This window comes from Microvirga soli, from assembly GCF_016734765.1.
GTDB lineage: Bacteria > Pseudomonadota > Alphaproteobacteria > Rhizobiales > Beijerinckiaceae > Microvirga > Microvirga soli.
Genome location: NZ_JAERQE010000070.1, coordinates 1 through 18,617, shown reverse-complemented (window position 1 = coordinate 18,617; position 18,617 = coordinate 1). Strand labels below are relative to the sequence as shown.

The following is an 18,617-nucleotide window of genomic DNA, read 5'->3' as shown; positions in this document are numbered from 1 at the left end:
CAATCACCCCACAGGCGAGCTGACCAATGGCCACCTCAAACCGCACCCGAATTTACACTCATTGACGGACGTGACCGGTAGAGATACTTCACGCGAGCAGTGACATCTCAACTTGGGTGCCACATCGTGCTCAGTTGACGGTTTCGGTTAGGCGGTCCTGCATGCTTCTTTCAAGCTCAGACAGACCGTTGCTGATGCTGACCCAGCTTCCAGCCATCAGCACTGTGGCCGAGATATTCATAAAGGCGAGGACGATCACCAGGACCACCATGACGCGAGGGAACTCTTGCGGCTGTCGACCGCGATCCCTGGGCCAGTGGACCCGCAGGTGAAGGTTGGAGGCAAGCATTGAGCCAGTCCTCAGAAGGGTTCCAACCAAGACCGCCAGATGATGAGCTTGCAACCCGATAGGTGAGGTGTGCCAGGGCACCTGGGGGATGCGAATTACGTGGCTCCCGCGTGCGATCAGGCGCATAATCAGCAGCAGTCTGACATTGGCCCCAGCTCGGCATACCGCCATGTCTAAGACACTGAACAAATGCGACGTACTTGCCAGGATTGACCGGGACATCGCCGAAGGCGAACGGCACGTGGCGGAGCAGATTGCCCTGATCAAGTGGATGAGAGAGGAGTCCCTCGACACGGCCTTGGCCCAGAACCTGCTCTGCAATCTGGAGCAGATCCTTGGGCATTGGCACGCCCATCGACAGTTGATCCTGGAGGCGAACCCGCAAGACCGAGCGCAGGATCTCTAATCCCATACTGGGGCCTACGCGAAACCGGGCGGCAGGTTTTCACGTGCGGATTTTGACTGCGCCAGAGCGCCCATGAAAAAGGACCGCGCCCAGTCTTGTGACCGTGTTCGCGACCCTTTGAACCGTATTTGCCCCTACGGCGAAGCCTACATATCTACCTAGTCCGAGGTATGCAATAAGTACAAATCCCTAATTCAGGACCACCCAGTGTCGGAACACCGCACATATCCCTCATCGTGAGCAGTGACAAAGGGCGCCTGATCAGAGTAGATGATGATCAATCGGGTCCATTCTTTGCCCCTACGGGTCCGACACCTCAAGCGCTCTCTTCGGACGGGCGCTTTTTCTTTGCTCTCGCAACCTTCTACTTTCATTCGAAACGGCGCCCTATCAAAATTACGCGCTCCACGAGTCATACTGCATTGTGCTCGCTGCCTGCGCCTCCAATGGGGCGGTATAGGCCAGTGTGAGTCTGATCATCCGTGCCATTTCTGGTCCAATGCCATTGAACTGCTCAAGCTGGTGCGTATTTGCCCTGAGCTGGTCTATGGTCCGGATATTCTCTCTCGCCAGCACCTCCCAAGCGATCGGAGGCAGATAGAGACCCTCAATAGGTCCTGGGCAGGTATCATAAAAATGGGCCATAGGAAGCTCCTAAGCCTTGCCGGCGGGAGCACGCGCCTCTCTCAGCCGTCGTGCTTGGATCAATCAAGCCGGCGATGATCTGTTATACGCCTCTGCGGAACATACAACCAGCACAATTCCATCAGTGGTTGCTGTAAATTGGCAGTCCGCTTGTCGTCTTTTGCGGTTGAGGTAGGGCTTTCGCAGACCGGCCGCCGAAACTATGCATCTGGCTGAGGCCTCGGCGTAGAGTTGTTGGCCTGCTCCTTGCGTTCCTCCTCCTCCGCCAGCGTCTCAAGGCGCGCGGCTGTCCCAAGGAGTTGCTCGCGTGCCTCGTCGATCGAGAGCTTTTGGACCTTGGTCCGGATCTCCTGCGCCTGCCGCCGGTACTCCGCCGCTTGGTCATGACGGGGATAAGGCATGGCCTATAACCTCCAATCCGAGCCCATGTTGATACCCTACAGCCGAAGAGGCGACGCCGGCGTGACTAGGCGGTCCCGCAGATCAGGCCATGAGTGGCTGCAGACATAGAGTAGCGGCTCCGGTAAGCGCTCCAAAGTGCTCCTATGGCTTAGGCATTGCCCATTGTTTGGAGAGGCGCAGTCCAATCGGAGCCGCGCGAGGCTAACGGATCCTTCCGCCGCGGCTGCAGGCAATCTTCGTCGCTTCTTCGTCGCTGCCGAATAACTGTCATCGGATGACGAGTTCTGGCCGACTCTCGTAGCAGCGGCAGAGCAGGCTTATGGCATGGATCGGGCGGCTGATCCGCCCCCACCGGGTTGGTCCGGTTAGGATGTTAGTGGAGTGACGGCCTGTCCTTACCGCGGACAGAACCCTGGACCCGGCAAGGATGTGCATAGAGAGCTTGACCCCAAACCCGGAATTAGAGAACCCGGAATTAGAGAACAGCCAGCGTCAAACTGAGCCGTTGGGCGCGGCCTTATGAAGGTCAGCTTACCCCATGACTACGGAAGTCCGGCTTTCGTCTGCCTCGTGCCAAGACCTGTCCTTTCCAGTTCTGGTTCGACGTCGCGAATAGCCATTTATGGGGCGCGCGGCTCTCGCTCCGCTACCCCATTGCCGCCTTTCCATCGTCATCGGGCAATAGCGCGTCGTTATCCTGTCGGTGGCAGGCTGCCCCGCTCCAGACAAGTGCTTAGCGCCTCATCAGATCAAGCCCTCATTCTGGCGATTAACCCGTCTGCTCCACGGGCCAGAAGAACTGCGTCGGACCCGCACGCCACGAAGGAGAACCCCTCCCCTAAAAGACTCTGTGCAAACGCCGGATCGAAGACTAACGTACCGACCGGAACGCCCGACTTGATCAGCTTGTGCGCTGCAGGTCGGATCACCTCCCAAACTGCAGGATCCATGGGCTTTCCCAGGAGACCGATATCCGCTGCGATATCGGCCGGCCCAAAGAACACGCCGTCAACGCCGGCGACACGACCGATCTCCAGCGACTGCTCGACCGCTGCGAGCGTCTCGACCTGAACGATGACCGCGGTTTCGTCGCCGATCCGACTGAAGTAGTCGGTCATGCGGCCGAACGCATTAGCGCGCGTGCAGCCACTGACGCCTCGAATACCATGTGGCGGATATCTGGACGCAGCGACCGCAGCCTCCGCGTGTGCCGGGGTCTGCACCATAGGAAATAGCAGTCCGGGCGCCCCGACATCGAGCAGTCGCTTGACCAGCACAGCGTCGTTCGAAGCCGGGCGCACAATCGGCGTGACCGGGTGGGCGGCGAGAACCTGCAGCTGCGCCATTACCGAGTTCAGGTCGTTGGGAGAATGCTCCGTATCGATCAGCAGCCAGTCGAAACCAGAGCCTGCGACGGCTTCCGTGGTAAAGGCGGAGGAGAGGCTGAGCCAGAGCCCAATCTGGGGTTGGCCGCCTCGTATCGACGCAAGAAATCTGTTCGTGGGCAGTTCCATCAGCTTGCTCTCCATCCGGCAGATTATCGTGCGCCGAAACTTAGCGAGGTAACTCGCCGCGGCGGGCCGTCGTCAGCACAGTGGCCACGCGTTCCTCGGGTAGACCATAATCGGCTCGGGCGACCTCGGCCGAGATGTAGCCCAGAGCCAAATCGCGCTCCACGCTGCTCTCGGTCCGCTCAGCGGGCGCGCCGTATCCCGCCCCGCCCGGGAAGGCCATAACAACTTTACGGCCATGGGGCACGAACTGCTTGCCTTTGCCCTTCATAGCAGTGCCGTCGTCGAGCGCGATCGTCGTCGGCGCGCCGCCGCCACCGCCGCGCCGACCACGAGCGGGATGATGCACGCGGTCGAACATCGCCTGGATGTCGAATTCGTAGCCCTCCCAGGCGCCGACCTCCATGTGCTGGCCGAGGCCGCCGCGATGCCGGCCATTGCCGCCGGAATCCGGCCGGAGTTCCTTGCGCCAGACGATGACTGGACCGACCTGCTCGGTCGCCTCGACCGGCATCGTCATCACGCCCGAGGGGAAGGCGGTCGCGTTCATGCCGTCAAGCGCAGGCCGCGCGCCCGAGCCGCCGGAGTTGAAGGTCAGCACCTCGGCGCGCACGGGATCGGCCGGCGGCGGGCCGTCACTGCGTGGTCGCAACGAAACTTGGAAGTTGCAGAGGCTACCGGCGCCCTCAGCCGGCACAAGATCGGGCAGGAGCTTGTCGAGCGCGTCATAGATTGTGTCCGGCACCATGTGACCGATGATGTGGCGCAGCGCGACTGGGGCTGGCCAGACCGCATTGACGATCGAGTTCTCGGGAGCAGTGATGCGGAAGGGCTCCAGCGAGGCGGCATTGTTCGGGATTTCCGGTGCGATCGCGCATTTCAACGCATAGCAGGTATAGGCTTTCGTATAGACCAGCGGCACGTTGATGCCGTTCTTGTCGACGCCGGAAGTGCCAGCCCAGTCGCAGAGCACGCCGTCCGGCTCGATCGAGATCTTCACACAGAGGTCGATTGGCCGACTGTAGCCGTCGATCCGCATGTGGCCCTCGGCCTGGCCACGTGGTAGCGCCGCGATCTTGTCGAGCGTCGCCTTGCGGGAATTCGTCAGGATGAAGTCGGAGATGCCAGCAAGATCGGCGAGCTTGAACTCGACCATCATGTCGATCAGGCGGCGATGACCGATCTCGTTGCAGGTCGCGAGCGCGTAGATGTCGCCGACCAACTGGTCTGGCTCGCGGACATTGCCACGAATAATTGCGACCAACGTCTCGTTCACCGTGCCACGATCGACAAACTTCATAATCGGGATATGAAGGCCTTCCTCATACACCGAGTTGGCATCAGCACCGAAGCCGCGCCCACCGATATCGACGATATGGGCTGTGCAGGCGAAGAAGCCGACATGACGTCCGCGATGGAAGGAGGGGCTGACGACGGTGATGTCGTGCAGGTGGCCAGTTCCCTCCCAAGGGTTGTTGGTGATGTAGACATCTCCCTCGGCGATGTTCTCGCGCCCGATCCGGCGAATGAAGTGGGCGACGGCATCGGCCATGGCATTGACGTGGCCGGGCGTGCCGGTCACCGCCTGCGCCAACATCTCGCCGTTCTCGTTGTAGAGACCGGCCGAGAGGTCGCCAGCCTCGCGCACCGAGGTCGAGAAGGAGGTGCGGATCAGCGCCTGTGCCTGTTCCTCGACGACCGAGATCAGGCGGTTCCACATGACCTGATAGGCAACCTTGGAGATATCAGACATGGGCGGGCTCCTTCCGCACGGCGACGGAGGCAGTTGCGGCTTCGATGAGACGGATGTCGATGCAACCGTCGTTCAGCGTGACGGCGAAGCGGGTCGAGGGCAGGACGATGGTTGTCTCGTCCTCGGTGACAATCCCGGGGCCGTTGATTCGGCTGCCGGCCGTCAAGGAGGTACGACTATGAGCCTCGGCCTCGACGCGGCGGCCCAATCCTGCATCGAAGACTGAACGCCTGTCCTCGGCCTGCGCTTCCCGCATTTCGGAGACGGGAGCGACCGGGGTGATCGCGGCCTGTGGTGTGTGGGCGTTGACCGACCAGACCGTGATCTCGGCGGCGAGTCCCTTCACCGTACGGCCGAAGAGATTGGCGTATTCGTGCTCGAAGCGCTGCAGAATGACGGCGGGATCGGCGGCGCGAGCCTCCTCCAGCGTCAGCGTCACCGGGATCTCCCAGCCCTGACCGGCATAGCGCATATAGATCTTGTATTCGGCCCGGATCTCGCCAGCCCAACCGCAGGACCGGACGACCCGCGTCGCCTCCTCTTCCATCTCATCGAAGAGCTTGGTGACACGCGACGTGTCGAACTGTGCCAGCCGCATGAACAGCGTGCGATTGGCTTCGAAGCTGAATGGCGCGCGCAGGAAGCCGATCGCGGAGCCGACGCCGGCGCCGGGCGGCACGAGGCAGCGCGCGATACCGAGCTTTTCGCAGAGTCGGCCGGCATGAAGCGGGGCGGCGCCTCCAAAGGCAATCATCGTATATTCTGACAGGTCCTCGCCGTTCTCGACGGCATGGACGCGGGCGGCATTGGCCATGTTCTCGTCGACAACCTCGGCCACACCCCAGGCGCTTTCCTGGGCGTCCATGCCGAGCTTACCGCCGATCTCGCGCTCCAGCGCTGCGGCTGACCGATCCGCGAAGAGCGGAATCGTGCCCGCCGCAAAATTCTGCGGGTCGATTTTGCCGAGGATGACGTCGGCATCGGTCACGGCCGGGCGCTCGCCGCCGTGGCCATAGCAGGCAGGGCCGGGCTCCGAGCCGGCGCTTTCCGGCCCGACGCGGATCTGATTCATCGAGTCGACATGGGCTAGACTGCCGCCGCCGGCACCGATCTCGACCATGTCGATTACCGGGATCGAAATCGGCATGCCCGACCCCTTCTTGAAGCGATAGGTTCGGGCAACTTCGAAGACCCGCGCGGTCTTCGGTGTGTAGTTCTTGATCAAGCAGATCTTCGCGGTGGTGCCGCCCATATCGAATGACAGAACTTTCTGGAGTCCGTGCCGCGCCGCGATGTCGGCGGCGAAGACGGCTCCGCCGGCTGGGCCGGACTCGACGAGGCGCACCGGGAACTCTGAGGCGCTCTCCAACGAGATGATACCGCCGCCTGAATGCATCAGGAAGATCGGGCAGGCTGCGCCAGCCGCTGCCAGCCGCCCTTTCAGCCGGACGAGATAGCTCTTCATCAGCGGCTTGATGTAGGCGTTGGCGATCGTGGTGTTGAAGCGCTCATATTCCCGCATCTGCGGCGAGACTTCCGATGAAAGCGAGACCATTGCTCCGGGTAGCCGCTCGGTCAGCACGTCAAGGATTAGTCGCTCATGCGCGTCGTTGACATAGGAGTGGAGCAACCCGACCGCGATGCTCTCGTAGCCGGCCTCGCGCAACTCATCTGCCAGTTCCTCGATCGCGGCTCGCTCCAGCGGAATCAGGACCCGGCCGCGGGCATCCATCCGCTCCTTAACGGTGTAGCGGCGATTTCGTGGCAGCAACGGTTCCGGCAGCGTCAGATTGAGGTCGTACTGCTCGAAACGGCTTTCCGTTCGCATCTCGATGACGTCGCGGAAGCCTTCCGTAGTGATCAGCGCCGTCTTGGCGCCGCGCCGTTCGATCAGAGCGTTAGTCGCCAGCGTCGTGCCATGGATGATCTGCCCGATGGCGGACACCGGAATGCTGGACTTGGCGCAGACCTGTTGCATTCCCTCAATGATCGCGTCCTCGGGCGCAGAATAGGTTGTCAGCACCTTAGTTGACCAGCGGTGCCCCGCCTGTTCAAGCACGACATCCGTGAAGGTTCCTCCGATGTCGACGCCCAGACGGGCTCCAATAATGGACATGGCTCTTGCGCCTCCGTTGCCTGATTGGGTCAAGATAAGGACGGCTAGCCTATGTCGTCGAATTATTATTTTATATGTTATTTGATAGAGAAAATTTATCAAATCCCCATTCCACTGCCTGCGCGTGATCATCGCGTATTGGTTCAGTGATGCCGGGTGGCCCTTTCGCCCGCGAGTTCGGCCGCACGCCGGAGCAAGAAGCTAGCTGGCGTATGGGCATATGACGCCGTGAAAATCAGAGCGCTGGGCTTCCACGGATAAGGGACTTCTACAAGCTCGCCGGATTCAAGGTGTTTCCGCACCAGCGTCCGCGACATCGGCGCAATTCCGAGACCGTCAAGAGCCATCTGCAGCGAGGCTGCCAAGCTGCTCGACGGCACGATCCGTATCGGCCCTTCCCAGCTATCGCGGAAATGCGCCGAGAGCTCAACGAAGTGGCGGGTATTGCGTGCATGGGTCAGAATTGTATGCGATGCCATCGTCGCGATATCTGGACCGGCGAGCGCAAGACGCGGCGAGGCCACCCACAAATAGGGCACGGAGCCGAGATCGATATTGGTAATGTTGAAGTTCGAGATCGGTCCGTTCAAAAGGCATAAATCGAGCGACCGCGAGACCAACTCCTCACGTAGGTTGATGGTCAGATCAACCCTCAGTTCGATATCGACGTTCGGGAAAACCTGACGTAGATCGAGCAGGTAGTCACGCAGCCAGGTCTGCGCGATCAGTTCGGCGACCCCCAGCCTCAGGACGCCGGCCTGCTGATCGGAACGGATAGAGTGCTGCGAGAACTCATCCGAAGCCAGCAAGACTTTCTCGGCGTGCGTCAGCAGCGAGTGCCCGATCGGTGTCAGAGCAACCGAGCCGGAGTCGCGGTAGAAGAGCTTTACACCCAACGTGTCCTCGAGTTGCGCGATGCGCACCGAGATATTGGGCTGCGTGGTATTGAGTCGTTCGGCGGCCCCTCTGAAGCTGCCGAGTTTCGCGACCCAAGCGAAGCTCTCAAGTTGCTTTAGAGTCCAGTTCGGCATCGCGCGCCCCTCCAGAGCGCCGCAGCGCAGCATACTTTTTTGAGCCGCTTCACCTGGGTATAAATAAAATCTATCGCAAAAACCAAAAAATTCAATTGGATTTTATCGGAAGTTCGGATTGCATTGTCGCAGGTCGGTCACAGCTCGTCGGGCGTCCGGCTTCGAGAACCTGCGCAAACCTATATTCAGTGCAGGGCAACCAACGAGGGAATGATGAACCGTAGAGCTCTGTTTGCTTCCGCCGTCCTTGCCCTGAGTTTCGGGCTCACGCTGCCAGCCTCGGCCCAGACCAACTGGACGATGGCTTCCGGCTACCCGGAGAGCAGCTTCTTTACGCAGAACATCCGGCAGTTGATCAAGGAGATCGAAGAGAAGAGTGGCGGCAAGCTCAAGATCGACCTGCGATCCAACGACAGTCTGATCAAGCTCGACGCAGTCAAGCGCGCTGTCCAGTCCGGCCAGGTCCAGATCGGTGAGATTCGCCTCGGCGTCTATGGCAACGAAGGCGCGATGTACAATCTCGACAACATCCCCGGTGTCGCCACCACCTTCGACCAGGCCACCAAGCTGACCGATGCACAGCGCCCCTTCTTCGATGAAATGTTCAAGAAGAACGGTCTGCGCGCGATCACCTATGTCGCCTGGCCGGGCCAAGGGTTCTACACCAAGGAGCCGCTGAAGGGCCTTGCCGATCTCAAGGGCCAGAAGCTGCGCATTTATTCCAAGCAGACTCAGATCATGGGCGAGAAGCTCGGCATGGAAGCCCTGATCCTTCCCTTCGCCGAGGTTCCGCAGGCGTTCTCGACCGGCATGATCCAGTCGCTCTGGACCAGCGCTCAGACCGGCACGGATGTGCAAGTTTGGGACTACGTCAAACACTTTACCTATACCGGTACGATGCACAACAAGAACGCGATCCTCGTCAACGAGCGCGCTTTCCGCCAGCTCGACGCGGCGACGCAGAAAGTCGTCCTCGAGGCCGGCGAGGCCGCGACCAAGCGCGGGTGGGAGCTTGCTAAGAAGGCGAGCGAAGAGCGTGAGAATGTCCTCAAGAGCCATGGCATGACGATCGCCCAGGCGCCCAAGGATATCCTCGACGCGATTGAGGTCGCGGGCAAGGGCATGGTGCAGGAATGGCTCGCCGCAGCGACCCCGGAGGAGAAGGCCGTCTACGAGAACTACCAGAAGAGCCTCAAGTAAACCCGCTTTCGTACAGCAGCATATCATACAAGCTCTAGGCAGCGGGGGAACAGGTGATACGCGCGGTTCTGAACAAATTCTATGAGGTGTGCGGCTATCTAGCCGCCGCCTTCATGGTGGGGATCGCGGTTGCGATCATCTCTCAGATCGTCGCTCGCATGCGCGGCGTGACGCTGGATGCCACGGAAGCGGCTGGGCTCTGCCTAGCAGCTTCCACCTTCTTCGGCCTCGCTCACACTTTCAGGCGCGGCTCGCATGTCCGTATTAATTTGATTGTCGGCCGACTCCCAGTTCGGTTGCAACGGCCCATCGAGATCTTCAATTGCCTGCTCGGTGCTGTCGTGGTCTCGTTCCTAGCCTGGCACGTCAGCGAGCTCGCTCTGCAATCGTATGAGTTCAACGACGTCAGTCCGGGACTGCTTGCGATGCCGTTCTGGATTCCGCAGACCGGGGTCGCCGTGGGCGTGACGGCCTTCGCGATCGCGCTCATTGACGAATTGCTCTGGCTGCTCAGCGGCGGCGCCGTCCGCTACGAGGCTCCCGACGAGATCGCCCTCGACAAACCCGTGGCATAGGAACCCGTGATGGATTCGATAATTACTGCCTCGTTGGTTCTCGCCGGCTCGTTGCTCTTGCTACTGGCGAGCGGCGTCTGGGTTGCGCTCTCCCTTCTGACGGTCGGCATGGTTCTGATGGGTCTGTTTACCACCGCCCCGATGGGCTCGCTCATCGCCTCGACGCTCTGGGATTCTAGTTGGGGTTGGGCACTCACCTCGTTGCCTCTCTTCATTTGGATGGGCGAGATCCTGTTTCGCTCGAAGCTTTCAGCCGACATGTTTCAGGGGCTTGCGCCCTGGGTCTCGCGGCTGCCGGGCCGGCTGCTTCACGTCAACGTGCTCGGCTGCGGCATCATGGCGGCGGTCGCGGGCTCCTCCGCAGTGACCTGTGCCACGATCGGCCGGATCAGCGTGCCGGAGCTTGAGGCCCGGCGCTACCCGCTTAACATGACGATCGGCACGCTCGCAGGCTCCGGAACACTCGGCCTGCTGATCCCCCCGTCGATTATCATGATCGTCTATGGGGTGACGGCCGAGGTCTCGATCGCGCGGCTGTTTATCGCCGGCGTCCTGCCCGGACTGCTGCTGATGTTGCTGTTCATGGGCTACACTGCAATCTGGAGCTTGTTGAATCCAGGCAAGATGCCGCCCGCGGACCCGCCGGTACCATTGCTCGAGAAGATCTATCGCTCACGGCGCCTAATCCCCGTTGCCCTGCTGATTGGGTCAGTCGTCGGCTCGATCTACGGTGGCTTCGCGACACCGACCGAAGCAGCAACCATTGGCGTCGTCGGAGCGCTTATCCTTGCCGCCATCGGCGGAGGGCTCACGCGCGAGACCTTCATGGAGAGCCTCATGGCCGCCATGCGGACCTCCTGCATGATCTCCTTCATCATTGCCTGCGCCGCCTGCCTAACGATCGCGGTCGCCTTTGTTGACATCCCGCGTTCGCTTGCGGCCTGGGTCAATGCAATGCACCTCTCGCCCTACGCTCTACTCGCGGTCCTTGCCGTATTCATGCTGATCCTGGGCTGTTTCCTCGAGGGCATCTCGATCATCGTGCTGACTTCTTCGGTTATGCTGCCGATGGTGCAGGCAGCAGGGATTGACCTGCTCTGGTTCGGCATCTTCGTGGTCGTCCTCATTGAGGCTGCACAGATTACCCCGCCGGTCGGCTTCAATCTCTTTGTGCTCCAGAGCATCACCGGCAAGGACATTCTGGCTGTGACGAAGGCAGCAATCCCGTATTTCTGCGTGTTGATGCTACTGCTCGTCCTGATCACCATTTTTCCGGAGATCGTAACAGCGCTGCCAAAGATGATGACCGGCTGACTTCATCGAAGATGAAAAGGATTTGGAAGCGTCGGCCACAGCTCAGGCTGCTAACAGAGAAGTCTAAGCTCCAGCGCTAGCTCGCGCCCGTCCGGCAATGTAATGAGTGCTCATGTGCCAACCGTACGATTGTGGCTGAGAAACTCAGCTCAGCTCTGGTGAGGTGAACCCGGCACCGCGTGCTTCTTGGGGTCAGAACAAGAACTGCTTCCACGATGGGGTGGATGGCTCCCGCTCCCGACGGTGCCAAGACCCGTAGATCTGCTTTGGCTTGTGCGGGTCGGAGACGTCGAAGACCCGGGTCATGCCGTCCATGAAGGCGTCGACGAACAGCGTCCGATCATCGGCGCTCAGGCTGATGTCGACCGGAACCGGCAGCTTGGCCGGATCGCCCACATCCGCCACGGCGTCCGCATTCCATTCGCCGTCCGTATAAATGCTCCATCAAGCGCCGACTGGTAGTCGAAGCTGTGATCCTTCTGCAACCATGGCTCGGCAAATGCCCGGCCCTGTTGACGATCGTCCTGTCAAAGGTAGGTTGTCGGTCCCCATAACCGATAACCATCATGAGCTTCTTCACCTCCATTGTAGCGCGGCGCGCTCTCCCCGCCTTTGGCTTTCTTGCCCTGACGGCCGGAACACAGGCTCAGACCCTGAACGGCATCCGCATCGGGGAGGAAATCACCACGGCATCGCAGTTCGCGGGCAAGCCAACCTCCAGAGTTGTCGCAGGGCCCCACGAGGAGGTCAGGTGGAGGCTGCCGGACGGGAACAAACTCGCGCTCGCCACGGATCCTGGCAACGGCCGGATCGCCTATGCTGAGGAGACCTGGGGCGGCCGGCCGGATGGCAAGCCCGCCGACTTTCCTGGCTTCAGATATGGCGAGACCACCCTCGCGGACATCCGGATGCATGCGGAGAACAATGGCTTCGCCTTCGTCGAGCGGCTGATAGACGAGAGACCTGACGGCCTGCGTCTGTTCAACTCCTACGAGGTCGAGGGTTCTCCCAGCCTCGTTGTGACCTTCATCACCAGGATGTCCATGAGGGACACGCAACGGCTCAAGGGCAAGCAGCAAAGCGTCGACATCAACCAGGCTGCCAAGCTGGACGGCATCATCCTCGGGGATGCGCGCTACCTCGAGTCCATCTGGGGTCAAGCCAAGCTCAAGGGCAAGAACTACAAGCCCATTCGCTGGGGCTCCGTTGCAGTAACTTGGAAAGGGCATAACGAACCCATCCGAAAGCTTTCTTCACACGGAGAGACCGAAGAGCTGGTTCACGAGACGGATTTCGCCTGTCAGACCGGCCTGCGGCAGGATGCAATGGCCACGACGGATCATGCGCATGACCTCAAAGCCTCTCAGAGTTGCGGCGGCTGTCTTCATCCTCTGGAAGCCCCGGGTCGGCCGGATCACACGCTTGAGCGCGCCGTGATCTGCTTCAATGACATTGTTGAGGTATTTCGAGGTCCGGTGCTCGACATCTTTCAACAGCAGCCCCTCGCTTTGCAACCGTCGGATCGCCTTCGGGTAGGAGGCCAGTCTATCGGTCGTGATCGAGAAGGGAGGATAGTCACCCATCATCTTGATGGCTTTGCGCAAGAAGCGATAAGCAGCTCGGGCGTTGCGGCGGTCTGAGAGCATGAAGTCGATCAACTGCCCATGCTTGTCCACCGCTCTGAAAAGATACTTCCAGCGCCCGCCAACCCGCACGTATGTCTCGTCCACGCGCCATGATCCGGACCGCTGTCCCTGATACTGACGCACCCGTTTCTGGATCTGTGGCGCGTAGCGTCGAACCCAGCGGAAGATGGTGGACGGGTCGACGTTGATCCCTCGCTCCTGCATCATCTCGGCCAGATCGCGGTAGCTGATCCCGTACTTGCAGTACCAGCGCACGCACAGCAGAATGATCTCAACGGGAAAGCGACGGCGCTTGAACAGAGACAACAGGACGGCTCCTTACATAGCCGCCCCTCCCTATACCGCCAAGGTTAATGCAACAGTCCCCCCTGTGGGCAGGAGCCGTATGCCTCGCTGAGCAGGCGTCGGGGGCTCTGAGTACGGATGGCTTTGGCCATCTCCTTCAGTTTTGAAGTTGAACTGCCTTCGGTTGCGGAATTGCAACCAACGGCTGACAGTTCCGGTAAATCAGGTTGGACTTGGACTGCCATCACCGCGAGGGCGACTTGGCGAAGCCCTGGTCGCAGGCGCATGAGGTGGCCGAAATATCCAGGATCGAGAATGTCGATGTGCGCAGCGAGATCGCCTGCCCACCCGTCGAGATGATAAAGCTGTCGCCGTCCAACCATACAGCTATCCTGCATTGGTTCTGTTAGGAAAGCGTACCACAGCCCTATTAGGCGCAACTATTTTCTTCGAACCGTGCAAGATTAGAGTGACCCAGATATATATGCCTCTTACTCGTCCTCTCCTGGAACTCCCCTTGCGCTCACCATTGTTCGTTTTCCTTTTCCTCGTTGCGCTTCCTGCCTTGGCACAGCCAATCAAAGGCCAAGCGACGGTCATCGATGGGGACACCATTGAGATCGCCGGGACGCGCATCCGCTTGCACGGGATCGATGCTCCCGAGAGTAGCCAGAGATGCCAGGACGCGAGAGGTCAGGATTATCGCTGCGGGCAACGGGCAGCTTTTGCCTTGGCCGACTGGATTGGTCGGGCGAACGTCTCCTGTGAGCGACGCGACACGGATCGGTATGGTCGGGTGGTCGCTGTCTGCCGTGCCAGAGGGATCGACATGAACCGCTGGATGGTCCGTGAAGGGTGGGCAGTGGCTTATCGGGAATACAGCCCGGAGTACGTCCCGGATGAATTAGCGGCTCAACGTGCCCGTGCAGGGCTATGGGCGGGTAGGTTTATCCCACCCTCGGAGTGGCGGCGAGGGCAACGATAGCTCCAAGCTCACAGGCCGCTGCACCATCTCTGCCCGTCGAGGGTAACTTTCAGCGCCCGTCAGCGTTCCTGGACTGGCTGGAGGTCCATTCCATCGATCATCTCGGCTCGACGCGTTTCAGTCTCTCGAATCTTCCCGGTGAGGTGTTCCAGGGACCCCCGGCTCGATCCGAAGAAGCCTATCCCGGCGAGTGTGGCCGCAATCGATATAACGAGGATGACTGGATCTGGTCGGATCAAGCCCAGGAGGGCGGCTCCGAACAGCAGGACGCCAGCCCCAGCCGCAAGCCGCGCTAGGATCATGCTCTTCCGGCATTGCTCTGCCGCATCGGACAAGGTGTCGATCTCAGCTTCAAGGTCGGCAATCTGCTGATGAGGATCGGTCATCCAAGCATGTTCTCGTCGTTTGATCGGCTGCGCAATGGAAGCCACGGTGCGCCTTGTGTCGGGGGTTGATGGCACTTCAGTGGATCAAGCGCGCTAAGAGAACCACAACCACCGCCCCGATTGTTGCGGTGACGATGCGGCTCGCCGTCTGATTGCGGATACCCAGATCGATCCCCAAGCGCTCCAGAAGAAAGCCGCCGATGAGCGAGCCTGCGAGACCGGTGACGATGTACTGGAGAAGACCTGACCCACCGACAAGCCAACTCGCCAGCCAGCCTGCCGCAACACCGATCCCAACTTGGGCAGCAATGGCACGCTTGTCCAATGCGGCCAGCGCCTCGTGATCGAGGCTGAGGCGGATTGGCGACCGAAAACCAGCCGGTGCTCCCGACTGACGCTTAGTTTGCTTGTGATCCGCCCTGCTTTTCGAGTTCTTCGCCATTTTCCCAATATGGATGGCTGCACCATCTTCATCCAGAGTGGACAGAAGCCCCAAACGAAATTTGAGACAGCCTTCTCCTCACGAACGTGCGACATGCCGGTCGAAGGTATCATCTGTTGCTCTATTACTTCCCCTCAGGAGCCACTATGTACGCGATCTTGGTTGACCTTGACGGCACCATCGTCAATTCCGCGCCAGGAATCATCGACTCCTATCAGCATGCTTTGCGGTGCATGGGAGTAGAATGCCCACCGGTTGAAGACCTGATCTGGTCGTTGGTCCGCCCTCCCGACGCTCATTTCCGAAGCTGATCAGACCCGACCAGGACGTGGAGGAGGCAGTTCGCTTCTACCGCACGCATTATGAGAAGAATGGGCTGTTCAACGGTGCGGTTTACCCTGGCATGCGGGATGGCCTCACCAGCCTTTACGCTTTCCCGGCTCGCCTGTTCGTCTGCGCCGCCAAGCCACAAGGGTTTGCAGAAAAGATCATCGAACATTTCGATCTCGGTCATGTGTTCGAGGGGCTTATGGGGCCGACCTGGAAGGCAAGTTCGACGACAAGGGCCTGCTGATCGAGCACATCATCGGCGTGGAGCAGATCGATCCGAGCAGGATGATCATGGTAGGGGACCGTGCGAACGACATGCTGGCTGCCGCGCGGCACGCAATTCCAGGAGTGGGGGCGTTGTGGGGGTATGGCTCGGAGGATGAACTCACGGCGGCTGGGGCAACCGTCTTGTGCTCCTCACCAGATGATCTCGTCAATACAGTTCAGGATCTCATCAGGGTTTGATCCGTACCGTTTGGCCTTGGTCTGTGTTGGTCAAGTAGCGCTATCGTCTCCAGAGCCTCCCCACGTTCTCACCCAACGTCCCGGCGTTATCCATCCTCATAAAACTATTTTGCGTATAGTCGAGCGGTGGCTCTGCCCCTTGGAATGGGCTCTGGATTTCGTGAGATAATTGTTATGTTATAATTATAGACTTCCAACAGCCATCACGCAGTTGTCGTTGGATGCCCTGCTACCCCTGACAACTCGTCTCAGTTCGAGACCCTCATCATCTCTCCCATGAACCCGTTTTGCTGATAGAAGTCGCTGTAACAACGTCTGAACTGTTCGTGATATTCGATAAAATCAGACCTTCGCCCTTGGAGAATACGGCGTGGACTTTCGATGAGCCGGTTTTTTATACGGCGAACCCGTTCGATCACCGGGCACCTGTTTCTGTTTGCTCTGGCGCTCACCCTTCCGATCATGCTTGTAAGTGGCTTCGTCGGATGGGCGTACTTGCGCCAGGAGGAGCACCGCATCGACGGCTTAGCCGAACGGCAGGCCCAGTCCGTCGTTTCGCAGATCGACAACCGCCTTGCAGCCTTCCAGGCCAGCCTGGATGTATTGTCTGTCAGCCCTATGCTGCTCGAAGGCGACATGGACGACTTCCGGTCCCGGCTTGAGCAGACCAACTTTCCACCAGATGTGTGGTTCACGATCCGGGATGAGAACGGCCAACAACTGCTGAACACGAGGACACCTCGTGGAGCGCGACTGCCTGCGTTTGTCGGTCGCGGTGACCGGGTGATATTCACCGAGGGGCGTCCTTATACATCGGATCTGATTTGGGCACCGGTTACCAACCAGTGGGCCGTCACGCTCTCGGTTCCGGTTCGAGTGCCTGCCGTCACAGGCAAAGTCAGGTATGCGATCACCACGGGCGTTCCAGCCACCTATTTTAGCAAGATCCTAGACGACGTGCCGCCAGGATGGATTGCCGCAATCAATGATCGCAACGGAAAAATCCTGGCCCGGTCCAAGGCTCATGATCAATCGGTCGGCAAACCGATGGCGCAAAAAGGGTGGGAGATCACAAAAGACGTGCCACCCGGCCAGGGCGGTCTCTGGAAGGATATCTATACTCTTGAGGGGATTAAGGTCGTTGGCGCGTACCATCGAATGGAGAGCACCGGCTGGTTGATCGGTGTCTCGGCCCTGCCAGAGATCTATGAGGCACCACGCCGGAACATCATCACTATCGGCCTAACGCTGCTCCTTATGTCTCTGTTACTGGCCTTTGCCCTCGCCTCCCTCATGGGACAACGGATCACTAGGGCAATCAAGGTCTTACAGGTCAAAGCAGCGGCCATGCGCGACATGAGGGTGATCGATTTTCCCCGCACGTCGTTGGACGAGATAAACGATGTTGCTGAGATCATGCGGGATACAGCACAGATTCTTCGCAAGCGGCAGGACCAGCAAACCACCCTTATTCAGGAACTGAATCATCGGGTAAAGAACACCCTCGCCACCGTCCAGGCAATCAGCCGGATGACGATCAGGAACTCGCATGACATGGCTGCCTTCGAGCAAGCCTTTTCCGCCCGCCTGCTCGCCCTGTCCACGACCCACAATCTGCTCACAGACTCGGCATGGTCCGGAGTAGAGTTGCGCGAGTTGCTGAGGAAGGAGCTAGAGCCTTTTCAGAGTGGATCACGCCTGTCGGTGAACGGCCCTTCCGTCTCCCTCACGAGTAAAGTGGCTATCGCACTTGGAATGGCCATCCATGAGATGGCGACCAATGCCTTGAAACATGGAGCCCTTCAGTCCGAGGCAGGGAGCATCAAGATCAGGTGGTTCGTATCGGACGGCATTCTGAGGTTCGAATGGCGGGAGAGTTGCAAGGACCCTATCGTGCCACCGTCACGCAAGGGGTTCGGCTCCCGCTTGATCCATCAGACAATTGTTGTGGAGCTTCAGGGTACGGTTGACATGACCTACTACGGGGATGGCCTCCAAGCAGTGCTTGCAATCCCATTGGACGATGCCGACACTGGCCTAGATTCGACCGGATCGGAGGCCGCGAGAGCTACAACATTGGCCGGTGTTTGACGCTGACCGCAGATGACTATGGCCCAGCCTCCACTTTAAACATTCGTGAGGTTTGCCCTTGTGTCCTGGCTCATTGCTGGGATGGTCCCGTGAGGTCATCCGGAGTAGTTTGGCTTAACACTGCTGCGGCACCGATAATGGCGAGGTAATCTGGGGACGACAGGGTTAAACCTACCCTCCTACTTGCGGAGGACCGCAATGCCTCAGATGGATTTCTTCTACTTCTTTGGAAGCTGCTACGCTTATCTCTCAGTCATGCGGATCGACAAACTGGCTGAAGAGGCTGGTGTCGAGGTCCGCTGGAGACCCTTTAGTGTCCGGGATCTTATGACAGAGAAGGGATATTCACTCCGAACTCAGCTGACCAAGATGGACTATATCTTCCGCGACGTTGAACGACGCTCCCGGCTGCATAGTATCCCATTCGAGAAACCGCCGATCTGGCCGACCGATCCGGACCAGTTGGCAAACCGGGTCGGGATCGTCGCTTTCAGCCAAGGCTGGGGTCGGGAGTACACCAAAACAAGTTTTCGAGCATGGTTTGACGGCCAGCCCCTCGGAGCCGAGGAGAGTCTGAATAAGATTCTTACCTCCCTCGGCAAAGAGGCCTGACCTGCCACTGAAGTTTCATCCAGCCGCCGTTAGAGCCCCGGCAGGTGATACGCCGTGTGGCGCGACGTGAGCA

General features: G+C 59.5%; 22 protein-coding genes. 9 read left to right on the top strand and 13 right to left on the bottom strand.

Going from position 1 to position 18,617, the window contains the following annotated elements; all coding sequences use genetic code 11:
* Positions 1–130: 130 nt before the first annotated feature.
* Entirely contained in the window at positions 131–271 is a 141-nt protein-coding gene (locus JKL45_RS27015) for a hypothetical protein (RefSeq protein ID WP_201864896.1), read from the bottom strand.
* A gap of 247 nt (positions 272–518) precedes the next feature.
* Here JKL45_RS27015 and JKL45_RS27010 point away from each other — a divergent pair, with 247 nt between their 5' ends.
* Complete coding sequence (locus JKL45_RS27010; RefSeq protein WP_201864895.1) at positions 519–755, top strand: hypothetical protein; 237 nt, start codon at positions 519–521, stop codon at positions 753–755.
* Positions 756–1,151: 396 nt separating this feature from the next.
* On the opposite strand, the gene JKL45_RS27005 is transcribed toward JKL45_RS27010, so the two are convergent.
* From JKL45_RS27005 to JKL45_RS26980, 6 genes are all read right to left on the bottom strand, one after another.
* Positions 1,152–1,400, bottom strand: a complete 249-nt coding sequence (locus JKL45_RS27005; RefSeq protein ID WP_201864894.1) for a hypothetical protein — start codon at positions 1,398–1,400, stop codon at positions 1,152–1,154.
* A 200-nt stretch (positions 1,401–1,600) separates the two neighbouring features.
* Positions 1,601–1,801, bottom strand: coding sequence for a hypothetical protein (locus JKL45_RS27000; RefSeq protein WP_201864893.1), 201 nt, complete (start codon positions 1,799–1,801; stop codon positions 1,601–1,603).
* A gap of 750 nt (positions 1,802–2,551) precedes the next feature.
* The gene (locus JKL45_RS26995; RefSeq protein WP_201864892.1) at positions 2,552–3,316 is read right to left on the bottom strand and encodes an HpcH/HpaI aldolase family protein; all 765 of its coding nucleotides are present in this window, start codon (positions 3,314–3,316) and stop codon (positions 2,552–2,554) included.
* A gap of 40 nt (positions 3,317–3,356) precedes the next feature.
* On the bottom strand, positions 3,357–5,066 hold the full coding sequence (locus JKL45_RS26990) for a hydantoinase B/oxoprolinase family protein (RefSeq protein ID WP_201864891.1): 1,710 nt from the start codon (positions 5,064–5,066) through the stop codon (positions 3,357–3,359).
* Positions 5,059–7,182: a hydantoinase/oxoprolinase family protein gene (locus JKL45_RS26985; RefSeq protein ID WP_201864890.1), complete on the bottom strand. Its 2,124-nt coding sequence runs from the start codon at positions 7,180–7,182 to the stop codon at positions 5,059–5,061. Before JKL45_RS26985 ends, JKL45_RS26990 begins: the two co-directional genes overlap by 8 nt.
* A gap of 143 nt (positions 7,183–7,325) precedes the next feature.
* Positions 7,326–8,213, bottom strand: a complete 888-nt coding sequence (locus JKL45_RS26980; RefSeq protein WP_201864889.1) for a LysR family transcriptional regulator — start codon at positions 8,211–8,213, stop codon at positions 7,326–7,328.
* Positions 8,214–8,423: 210 nt separating this feature from the next.
* Between JKL45_RS26980 and JKL45_RS26975 the strand changes: the two genes are divergently transcribed.
* The 3 genes from JKL45_RS26975 to JKL45_RS26965 are packed head-to-tail and all read left to right on the top strand — an operon-like array spanning position 8,424 to position 11,302.
* On the top strand, positions 8,424–9,413 hold the full coding sequence (locus tag JKL45_RS26975; protein ID WP_201864888.1) for a TRAP transporter substrate-binding protein: 990 nt from the start codon (positions 8,424–8,426) through the stop codon (positions 9,411–9,413).
* A 53-nt stretch (positions 9,414–9,466) separates the two neighbouring features.
* Entirely contained in the window at positions 9,467–9,988 is a 522-nt protein-coding gene (locus tag JKL45_RS26970) for a TRAP transporter small permease (RefSeq protein ID WP_201864887.1), read from the top strand.
* 9 nt (positions 9,989–9,997) lie between these two features.
* Positions 9,998–11,302, top strand: a complete 1,305-nt coding sequence (locus JKL45_RS26965) for a TRAP transporter large permease (RefSeq protein ID WP_201864886.1) — start codon at positions 9,998–10,000, stop codon at positions 11,300–11,302.
* A gap of 192 nt (positions 11,303–11,494) precedes the next feature.
* Here the strand turns inward: JKL45_RS26965 and JKL45_RS26960 are convergent, their stop codons facing one another.
* The 4 genes from JKL45_RS26960 to JKL45_RS30585 form a co-directional block, all read right to left on the bottom strand.
* Entirely contained in the window at positions 11,495–11,707 is a 213-nt protein-coding gene (locus tag JKL45_RS26960) for a hypothetical protein (protein WP_376771084.1), read from the bottom strand.
* A gap of 122 nt (positions 11,708–11,829) precedes the next feature.
* Positions 11,830–12,462 (bottom strand): hypothetical protein, encoded by a 633-nt coding sequence (locus tag JKL45_RS26955; RefSeq protein WP_201864885.1) that lies wholly within the window; start codon positions 12,460–12,462, stop codon positions 11,830–11,832.
* A gap of 93 nt (positions 12,463–12,555) precedes the next feature.
* On the bottom strand, positions 12,556–13,254 hold the full coding sequence (locus JKL45_RS26950) for an IS6 family transposase (protein WP_201864884.1): 699 nt from the start codon (positions 13,252–13,254) through the stop codon (positions 12,556–12,558).
* A gap of 223 nt (positions 13,255–13,477) precedes the next feature.
* Positions 13,478–13,612, bottom strand: a complete 135-nt coding sequence (locus JKL45_RS30585; RefSeq protein ID WP_281401823.1) for a hypothetical protein — start codon at positions 13,610–13,612, stop codon at positions 13,478–13,480.
* 105 nt (positions 13,613–13,717) lie between these two features.
* Here JKL45_RS30585 and JKL45_RS26945 point away from each other — a divergent pair, with 105 nt between their 5' ends.
* Complete coding sequence (locus JKL45_RS26945) at positions 13,718–14,218, top strand: thermonuclease family protein (protein WP_246499016.1); 501 nt, start codon at positions 13,718–13,720, stop codon at positions 14,216–14,218.
* A gap of 59 nt (positions 14,219–14,277) precedes the next feature.
* On the opposite strand, the gene JKL45_RS26940 is transcribed toward JKL45_RS26945, so the two are convergent.
* Together JKL45_RS26940 and JKL45_RS26935 are read right to left on the bottom strand one after the other, a co-directional pair.
* The gene (locus tag JKL45_RS26940) at positions 14,278–14,604 is read right to left on the bottom strand and encodes a hypothetical protein (protein ID WP_201864882.1); all 327 of its coding nucleotides are present in this window, start codon (positions 14,602–14,604) and stop codon (positions 14,278–14,280) included.
* 76 nt (positions 14,605–14,680) lie between these two features.
* Positions 14,681–15,046, bottom strand: a complete 366-nt coding sequence (locus tag JKL45_RS26935) for a GlsB/YeaQ/YmgE family stress response membrane protein (RefSeq protein ID WP_201864881.1) — start codon at positions 15,044–15,046, stop codon at positions 14,681–14,683.
* Between the two features lie 268 nt (positions 15,047–15,314).
* Between JKL45_RS26935 and JKL45_RS26930 the strand changes: the two genes are divergently transcribed.
* From JKL45_RS26930 to JKL45_RS26915, 4 genes are all read left to right on the top strand, one after another.
* Positions 15,315–15,620: an HAD hydrolase-like protein gene (locus JKL45_RS26930; protein WP_512699592.1), complete on the top strand. Its 306-nt coding sequence runs from the start codon at positions 15,315–15,317 to the stop codon at positions 15,618–15,620.
* Between the two features lie 17 nt (positions 15,621–15,637).
* Complete coding sequence (locus tag JKL45_RS30960) at positions 15,638–15,841, top strand: HAD hydrolase-like protein (protein ID WP_376771083.1); 204 nt, start codon at positions 15,638–15,640, stop codon at positions 15,839–15,841.
* Positions 15,842–16,222: 381 nt separating this feature from the next.
* Positions 16,223–17,932 carry a sensor histidine kinase gene (locus JKL45_RS26920; protein ID WP_201864878.1) on the top strand — a complete coding sequence of 570 codons (1,710 nt, stop codon included), beginning with the start codon at positions 16,223–16,225 and terminating at the stop codon, positions 17,930–17,932.
* Positions 17,933–18,130: 198 nt separating this feature from the next.
* The gene (locus JKL45_RS26915) at positions 18,131–18,544 is read left to right on the top strand and encodes a DsbA family protein (protein ID WP_201864877.1); all 414 of its coding nucleotides are present in this window, start codon (positions 18,131–18,133) and stop codon (positions 18,542–18,544) included.
* The last annotated feature ends 73 nt before the right edge of the window (positions 18,545–18,617 follow it).

Coding starts and splice junctions, on each gene's coding strand:
- JKL45_RS26975 (WP_201864888.1), top strand. CDS start 8,424: ATGATGAACCGTAGAGCTCTGTTTGCTTCCGCCGTCCTTGCCCTGAGT.
- JKL45_RS26935 (WP_201864881.1), bottom strand. CDS start 15,046: ATGGCGAAGAACTCGAAAAGCAGGGCGGATCACAAGCAAACTAAGCGT.
- JKL45_RS26940 (WP_201864882.1), bottom strand. CDS start 14,604: ATGACCGATCCTCATCAGCAGATTGCCGACCTTGAAGCTGAGATCGAC.
- JKL45_RS26985 (WP_201864890.1), bottom strand. CDS start 7,182: ATGTCCATTATTGGAGCCCGTCTGGGCGTCGACATCGGAGGAACCTTC.
- JKL45_RS26995 (WP_201864892.1), bottom strand. CDS start 3,316: ATGGAACTGCCCACGAACAGATTTCTTGCGTCGATACGAGGCGGCCAA.
- JKL45_RS26965 (WP_201864886.1), top strand. CDS start 9,998: ATGGATTCGATAATTACTGCCTCGTTGGTTCTCGCCGGCTCGTTGCTC.
- JKL45_RS26990 (WP_201864891.1), bottom strand. CDS start 5,066: ATGTCTGATATCTCCAAGGTTGCCTATCAGGTCATGTGGAACCGCCTG.
- JKL45_RS26915 (WP_201864877.1), top strand. CDS start 18,131: ATGCCTCAGATGGATTTCTTCTACTTCTTTGGAAGCTGCTACGCTTAT.
- JKL45_RS27015 (WP_201864896.1), bottom strand. CDS start 271: ATGGTGGTCCTGGTGATCGTCCTCGCCTTTATGAATATCTCGGCCACA.
- JKL45_RS27010 (WP_201864895.1), top strand. CDS start 519: ATGTCTAAGACACTGAACAAATGCGACGTACTTGCCAGGATTGACCGG.
- JKL45_RS27000 (WP_201864893.1), bottom strand. CDS start 1,801: ATGCCTTATCCCCGTCATGACCAAGCGGCGGAGTACCGGCGGCAGGCG.
- JKL45_RS26945 (WP_246499016.1), top strand. CDS start 13,718: ATGCCTCTTACTCGTCCTCTCCTGGAACTCCCCTTGCGCTCACCATTG.
- JKL45_RS26980 (WP_201864889.1), bottom strand. CDS start 8,213: ATGCCGAACTGGACTCTAAAGCAACTTGAGAGCTTCGCTTGGGTCGCG.
- JKL45_RS27005 (WP_201864894.1), bottom strand. CDS start 1,400: ATGGCCCATTTTTATGATACCTGCCCAGGACCTATTGAGGGTCTCTAT.
- JKL45_RS26920 (WP_201864878.1), top strand. CDS start 16,223: ATGAGCCGGTTTTTTATACGGCGAACCCGTTCGATCACCGGGCACCTG.